This window comes from Shewanella sp. 10N.286.52.E4 (assembly GCF_041468785.1).
Lineage (GTDB): Bacteria > Pseudomonadota > Gammaproteobacteria > Enterobacterales > Shewanellaceae > Shewanella > Shewanella electrodiphila.
The window spans coordinates 1-248 of sequence record NZ_JBFRJJ010000094.1 but is presented as its reverse complement, the minus strand read 5'-3'; the positions used below and the strand labels follow the sequence as shown (position 1 = coordinate 248).

The following is a 248-nucleotide window of genomic DNA, read 5'->3' as shown; positions in this document are numbered from 1 at the left end:
AGCGCTGGCACAGTCCAAATCATCACTGGCGTGACTGTTGATGCCAATGGCGATTACAGCATTGATGGCGTGGATATTTCAGGCCTAGTTGATGGTGACATTACCGTTGACGCATCAGCTGTCGATCAAAACGGTCAAACCGTCACTGATGCTGACACCGATAACATGGATGCGACAGCAGGTTCTATCGACGTTGCATTAGTGATTAATGATGGCGCAGAAACTGCTGACATTTCAGGTACCACTAC

At 48.4% G+C, this 248-nt stretch carries 1 pseudogene; it reads left to right on the top strand.

Features of this window, described 5'->3' with window-relative positions:
• Window positions 1–248, top strand: a pseudogene (locus AB4153_RS21575) (hypothetical protein); the annotation flags it as partial.